Raw genomic sequence first — 6,040 nt, forward strand, 5'->3', positions numbered from 1 at the left:
CGCGCCCCGCCGCGCGCGCGCTCGGCCAGCAGCGCGCGGTAGTCCTCCAGGTCGCCATCGAAGGGGCTGACCGCACCATCCGCCACCAGCCAGAGACGGTCGGCGACCAGCTCCACCAGATGCGGGTCATGGGTGATCAGCACCACGGCCCCGGGGAAGTCGGCCAGGGCCTTCACCAGCGCCTCGCGCGCATCGATGTCGAGGTGGTTGGTCGGTTCGTCCAGGATCAGCAGCTGCGGCGCGTCGCGCGTGGTCAGCGCGAGCAGTAGCCGCGCCTTCTCCCCGCCCGACAGCGCCGTGATGCGGGTCCCGGCCCGGTCGGCATCGAGCCCGAAGCGCGCGAGCTGCGCCCGGCAGGCGGTCTCGGTCGCCTTGGGCAGCGCGGCCTGCATGTGGGTGAGCGGCGTGCCCGCGAGGTCGAGCTCCTCCGCCTGGTGCTGCGCGAAATAGCCCACGCGCAGCGCGCGCGTGCGGAAGTAGGTGCCGCCCTCGGGCTGCAGCCGCCCGGCGATCAGCTTCGCCAGCGTGGACTTGCCGTTGCCGTTGGCCCCCAGCAGCGCGATGCGGTCGTCCTGATCCAGGCGCAGGTTCAGGTTGCGCAGGATGGGCGGCCCGCCATAGCCGACCGCGCAGCCGTTGAGCGAGAGGATCGGCGGGGCGAGTTCCTCCGGTGCCGGGAAGGCGAAGCGGACCGGGTGGTCCTCGACCACCGCCTCGATCGCCGGCATGCGCTCCAGCGCCTTGAGGCGGGACTGCGCCTGGCGCGCCTTGGACGCCTTGTAGCGGAAGCGGTCGACGAAGGACTGGATATGCGCGCGCTCGGCCGCGATGCGCGCATTGGCGGCGGCCTGCTGCGCCTGGCGCTCGGCGCGCATGCGCACGAAATCGGCGAAGTTGCCCTGGTAGAGCGTGATCCTCTGCTGATCGAGATGCGCGATGGAATCGACGCAGCGTTCCAGCAGCCCGCGGTCGTGGCTGACCACGATGGCGGCCCCCGGGAAGCGCTGCAGCCACGCCTCCAGCCACATTGTGGCCTCGAGGTCGAGGTGGTTGGTCGGCTCGTCCAGCAGCAGCAGGTCGGGCTCGAGGAACAGGGCGCGGGCGAGGGCCACGCGCATCCGCCAGCCGCCCGAGAATTCGCGCGACGGGCGCGCCTGGGCCGCCGCATCGAAGCCGAGGCCCGACAGGATCGCACCCGCGCGCGCCGGCGCGCTGTCGGCGCGGATGGCGATCAGGCGGTCATGGATCTCGGCCAGGCGCGCGGGGTCGGGGTGGCTGTCGGCTTCCGCGAGCAGCGCGGCGCGCTCGGTATCCGCGGCGAGCACGATGTCGAGCAGGCGGTCATCCCCGCCCGGCGCCTCCTGCGCCACATGGCCCATGCGGGCGCGGGCGGCGAGGCGGATCTCGCCGCCATCGGGCTGCAATTCGCCGGTGATGGCGCGCAGCAGCGTCGACTTTCCCGCGCCGTTGCGCCCGACCAGCCCGACCTTGCGGCCGATGTCGATCTGCAGGTTCGCCCCGTCCAGCAGCGCGCGGCCGGCGATGCGGATGGTCAGGTCGCGGAGGGCGAGGACGGTCATGGCGCGGCGTTATAGCGCCCGGGCGCGGCGATGCCATGCGTACGCCGGTCCCGTCCTGCCGGGGGTTGCGCGCCGCGCCCATCCCGCCTATCCGGCGCGCCGACTCCAGAACCCCCGAGGACAGCCGCCATGGCCATCGAACGCACCTTCTCCATCATCAAGCCGGACGCCACGCGGCGGAACCTCACGGGCGCCATCAACGCCATCTTCGAGAAGAACGGCCTGCGCATCATCGCCCAGAAGCGCATCTGGATGTCCCGCGCCCACGCCAAGAAGTTCTACGAGGTGCATGCCGCGCGCCCCTTCTACAACGACCTGGTGGACTTCATGGTCTCCGGCCCGGTCGTGGTGCAGGTGCTGGAAGGGGAGAACGCGGTGGCGAAGAACCGCGAGCTGATGGGTGCGACCAACCCCGCCCAGGCGGCCGAGGGCACCATCCGCAAGCTGTTCGCCGAGAGCATCGAGGCGAATTCCGTGCACGGCTCCGACAGCCCCGAGAACGCGGCGGTCGAGATCGCGTATTTCTTCGCCGGCACCGAGCTGGTCGGCTGAGTTACCGAAGGACCGTTCGGGACGGCGCCTGAGGGCGCATTCCAGGGCCGGCCCACGGCCCGCGCCGCCACCCCGCCAGGCATCGAGCATGGCGTGGCCGGGCGGCGGGGCTGGCCGGTACCCGTCGTCCCGATCGGCCGACGACCCCCGCCCTGGCGGGTCAGTCCGCCAGGCCGAGCACCACCGGATAGGCCGGGTCGCCATTCTCGAAGGCGACCCAGACCGCCCCGCCGACGCTGCCGCCGCCCCCGCCGGACGCGCCGAAGGCACGGCAGACCGGCGCCCAGACGCCGCCCGAGCCCGCCAGCGCGGGCATCTGCACATAGACCCGCCCGCCGCGCGTCGGATCCGCCCCGTCGGTGATGATGCCGCGGACAACCCCGTTGATGATGGCCATTGCTGTCTCCTGCCGCGCGGGACCTTTCGCCCGCGGGCCGATCCTGGCACTCATGCCGGCCTGCGCGCCATGACCGCCGTCACGCCAGCCTCGCTGACGCCCCGTTAACGCCGCCCGGTGCCTGATGGGCGGCGTTGAGGAGGAGGAACGGCATGGACGGCATCCTGCCCGCCGCGGCGTCGCAGCCATCGACGATCGCGGATCTGGGCGCCGGGCTCATCGACGCGCTGGCGGCGGGCGGGGCGGGGCTGCGGCTCGACCTGCAGCCGATCTGCGCCGCCGCCACGCTCGACCCGGTCGGCTACGAGGCGCTGCTGCGCTGGGAGCACCCCGAATTCGGCGCCATCCCGCCGCGCGAGACCCTGGAGGCGGCCGAGGCGGTGGGCCGCGGCGTCGCCCTCGATGCCTGGGTGCTGGTGCACGGCTTCCGGCTGCGCGCGGGCTGGCCGCGGGGAGCGCCCTATCTTGCGCTGAACCTGTCGCCGGGCGGCATCCTGACCGGCCATGCCGCCCCCATGGTCAGGGCGGCGATCGACGCCACGGGCGTAGATCCGCGCGGAGTGTCGCTTGAGCTTCCGGAGGCGGCGGTAATCCAGGACCTGGCGGCGGCGCGCTCCCTCGCCGCGGCCCTGCGGGGGCTCGGCCTCAGCCTCGCCCTGGATGATTTCGGCTGCAACCACGGATCGGCGCGGGTGCTGCGCGACATTCCCTTCGCTGCGGTGAAGCTCGACCCGGCGCTGACCGCCGGGCTCGAGCACGGCGAGCCCGGCGCGGAGCGCGCGCGCGCCCTGGTCGCCGCCGTGGTCGATATGGCGCATGCGATGGGCGCGGTGACGGTGGCCGAGGCGGTCGAGACCGCAGAGCAGATGCGCGCGTTCAGGGATGCCCGTTGCGACGCGCTGCAGGGCTGGCTGCTCGGCCGCCCGGGCGCGCTTCGGCCCTGAGGGCGGGGGGTCAGCCCCAGATCAGGTAGATCAGCACCAGCAGGGTCGCGATCGCGCCGACCGCCCAGGTCAGGAAGGTCGTGAAGCCGGCCCATTCGCGCTGGCGCTCGGCCAGGATGTCGCTGGCCTTCACTTCGACGAATTCATAGGTCTGCTGTTCGGCCACGGCCACGCCCCCAACCAAAGCTTTTCTGCGTCAGCCTTTAGAAAGCCCGGGCGCCGCGGGCAAGGGGTTCGCGAGGCTGCCCGTCGCGCCGCGCGCATCCGCGATGCGCACGACCCCGCCGGCCAGGCTCACCCGCCCTGCGGCAAGCCAGGCCAGCGCCGCGGGATAGAGCCGATGTTCCTCCGCCAGCACGCGGGCGGCGAGGCTGCCCTCGGTGTCGCTGTCCAGCACCGGCACCGCGGCCTGGGCCAGGATCGGGCCCTCGTCCACCCCGGCGCTGACCAGGTGGACCGTGCAGCCATGCAGCCGCACCCCCGCCGCCAGCGCGCGGGCATGGGTGTCGAGCCCCGGGAAGGCCGGCAGCAGCGAAGGGTGGATATTGACCATCCGCCCCTCCCAGCGCGCGACGAAGCCCGCGGTCAGCACGCGCATGAAGCCGGCCAGCGCGAGGATGCGGATGTCGTGGCGCGCGAGTTCCGCCTCCATCGCCGCCTCGAAGCCCTGCCGGTCGCCGCGGAAGGCGCGGCTTTCCACCACCGCGGTCGGCACGCCGCGCGCGGCGGCATGCGCCAGCCCCGCCGCATCGGCGCGGTTCGACAGCACCAGCGCGATCTCGGCCGGATAGGCGGGGTCGGCCGCGGCGGCGAGCAGCGCCGCCATGTTCGACCCGCGCCCGGAGATCAGCACCGCGACGCGCGCACGGGTCATCCCGGCCAGCCGGCGTGCAGCCCCTCGATGCGCACGGCGGCGGCCCCGGTGCCGGCCTCGATGTGGCCTATGCGCCGGACCGTCTCGCCCTGCGCTTCGAGCAGCGCGGCGGCGGCTTCGGCCCGCGGCGCATCCACCACCACGCACATGCCGATGCCGCAGTTGAAGACGCGCAGCATCTCCTCGGGCGCGACCTCGCCCACGCGCGCCAGCCACGCGAAGACCGGCGGCGGCGTCCAGGCGCCGGCATCCAGCACCGCGACCGTCCCCTCGGGCAGCACGCGCGGCAGGTTGCCGGGCAGCCCGCCGCCGGTGATGTGCGCCGCGGCCTTGATCAGGCCCGCACGATGCAGCGCCAGCAGCGGCTTCACGTAGATGCGGGTCGGTTCCAGCAGCGCCTCGCCCAGCGTGCGCCCCGATGCGAAGGGGGCTGGCGCCCCCATGCCGGCACTGCCGCGTTCGAGGATGCGCCGCACCAGCGAGAAGCCGTTGGAATGCACGCCGGAGGACAGCAGCCCCAGCACCACGTCGCCCGGCCCGACATCGCCGCGCGGCAGCAGCGCGCCGCGTTCGGCCGCACCCACCGAGAACCCTGCGAGGTCGTAGTCGCCCTTCGCGTACATGCCCGGCATCTCTGCCGTCTCGCCGCCGACCAGCGCGCAGCCGGCGATCCGGCAGCCCTCGGCGATGCCGGCCACCACCTGCCTGGCCGAGGCCACGTCGAGCTTCCCGGTCGCGAAGTAGTCGAGGAAGAAGAGCGGCTCCGCGCCCTGCACCACCAGGTCGTTGACGCACATCGCCACCAGGTCGATGCCCACCGTCGCGTGCAGCCCGGCATCGATGGCGACGCGCAGCTTGGTGCCCACGCCATCAGTGCTGCTGACCAGCACCGGGTCGGTGAAGCCCGCGGCCTTGAGGTCGAACAGCGCGCCGAAGCCGCCCAGGCCCCCCATCGTGCCCGGCCGATCGGTGGACCTCGCCAGCGGCTTGATGGCATCGACCAGCGCGTCGCCGGCCTCGATGTCGACGCCGGCGGCGCGGTAGGTGAGGGGGGCGGACGGGGAACTGGTCAGGGCGGCCTCCGATCGGGTATTGGCATGGATAACGATGCCGCGGCGGCGCGGCTGATGGCGGCCATCGACCGGCCGCCGATGAGGAATGGTGAACGCGATGCCGGTCAGGACCCGCCCCGCGCGGGCGCGCGGACAGAACCATGCGGCGGCGATCCTCGCAACCGTCATGCTCGTCCTGGCGGCGCCGGCGGTGCTCCGCGCGCAGGACGCCCCCGCGGCCGTCTCCTACACGCAGCGCGGCGTGCCGGCAGAGGCCACCGCGGAGAACGGCGTGATCGCCCGCGAACGCGCCTTCGTGGCCGGCCGGCGCGCGGCCTGGGAGCGCATCGCCTCGGCCGCCGGCGTCACGCGCTCGGTGTCCGACCAGCAGATCGAATCGATGGTCACCTCGATCATCATCGAGGAGGAGCGCACCTCCCCCACCCGCTACACCGGGCGCATCACCGTCAACTTCAACCCGGGCCGGGTGCGCGCCATCACCGGCGGGACCAGCACGGCCGAGGGCGGCACGCCGGCCGAGGGCGCCGCGCCGGGCGAACCGCCGCCCCGCCCCGTGGCACCGATGCCCGCCGCCGCGACGGTCGAGGCGGTGGCGCAGTACGGCTCGCTCAACGAATGGC

At 73.6% G+C, this 6,040-nt stretch carries 8 protein-coding genes; 3 read left to right on the plus strand and 5 right to left on the minus strand.

What is annotated here, in order from left to right:
- On the minus strand, positions 1-1,580 hold a 1,580-nt coding region (locus HW578_RS21625), incomplete at its 3' end, for an ABC-F family ATP-binding cassette domain-containing protein (RefSeq protein ID WP_198372787.1).
- Between the two features lie 129 nt (positions 1,581-1,709).
- On the opposite strand from HW578_RS21625, the gene ndk reads away from it, so the two are divergent.
- A complete protein-coding gene (ndk, locus tag HW578_RS21630) occupies positions 1,710-2,132 on the plus strand; it encodes a nucleoside-diphosphate kinase (protein WP_198372788.1) in 423 nt (140 codons plus the stop codon).
- A 160-nt stretch (positions 2,133-2,292) separates the two neighbouring features.
- Here the strand turns inward: ndk and HW578_RS21635 are convergent, their stop codons facing one another.
- Entirely contained in the window at positions 2,293-2,529 is a 237-nt protein-coding gene (locus HW578_RS21635; protein ID WP_198372789.1) for a phage baseplate assembly protein V, read from the minus strand.
- Positions 2,530-2,681: 152 nt separating this feature from the next.
- On the opposite strand from HW578_RS21635, the gene HW578_RS21640 reads away from it, so the two are divergent.
- Positions 2,682-3,473, plus strand: a complete 792-nt coding sequence (locus HW578_RS21640; RefSeq protein ID WP_198372790.1) for an EAL domain-containing protein — start codon at positions 2,682-2,684, stop codon at positions 3,471-3,473.
- A gap of 10 nt (positions 3,474-3,483) precedes the next feature.
- On the opposite strand, the gene HW578_RS21645 is transcribed toward HW578_RS21640, so the two are convergent.
- From HW578_RS21645 to purM, 3 genes are read right to left on the minus strand one after another with little or no spacing between them, the layout of a single operon-like run.
- The gene (locus HW578_RS21645) at positions 3,484-3,645 is read right to left on the minus strand and encodes a preprotein translocase subunit SecE (RefSeq protein WP_198372791.1); all 162 of its coding nucleotides are present in this window, start codon (positions 3,643-3,645) and stop codon (positions 3,484-3,486) included.
- A 24-nt stretch (positions 3,646-3,669) separates the two neighbouring features.
- Positions 3,670-4,347, minus strand: a complete 678-nt coding sequence (gene purN, locus HW578_RS21650; RefSeq protein WP_198372792.1) for a phosphoribosylglycinamide formyltransferase — start codon at positions 4,345-4,347, stop codon at positions 3,670-3,672.
- Positions 4,344-5,420 carry a phosphoribosylformylglycinamidine cyclo-ligase gene (purM, locus tag HW578_RS21655; RefSeq protein ID WP_198372794.1) on the minus strand — a complete coding sequence of 359 codons (1,077 nt, stop codon included), beginning with the start codon at positions 5,418-5,420 and terminating at the stop codon, positions 4,344-4,346. Before purM ends, purN begins: the two co-directional genes overlap by 4 nt.
- 166 nt (positions 5,421-5,586) lie before the next feature.
- On the opposite strand from purM, the gene HW578_RS21660 reads away from it, so the two are divergent.
- Positions 5,587-6,040: hypothetical protein (locus tag HW578_RS21660; protein WP_198372793.1), on the plus strand; the 454-nt coding region annotated here is incomplete at its 3' end.

This window comes from Roseomonas rosulenta (genome assembly GCF_016106005.1).
GTDB lineage: Bacteria > Pseudomonadota > Alphaproteobacteria > Acetobacterales > Acetobacteraceae > Neoroseomonas > Neoroseomonas rosulenta.

Coding starts and splice junctions, on each gene's coding strand:
- purN (WP_198372792.1), bottom strand. CDS start 4,347: ATGACCCGTGCGCGCGTCGCGGTGCTGATCTCCGGGCGCGGGTCGAAC.
- HW578_RS21640 (WP_198372790.1), top strand. CDS start 2,682: ATGGACGGCATCCTGCCCGCCGCGGCGTCGCAGCCATCGACGATCGCG.
- ndk (WP_198372788.1), top strand. CDS start 1,710: ATGGCCATCGAACGCACCTTCTCCATCATCAAGCCGGACGCCACGCGG.
- HW578_RS21635 (WP_198372789.1), bottom strand. CDS start 2,529: ATGGCCATCATCAACGGGGTTGTCCGCGGCATCATCACCGACGGGGCG.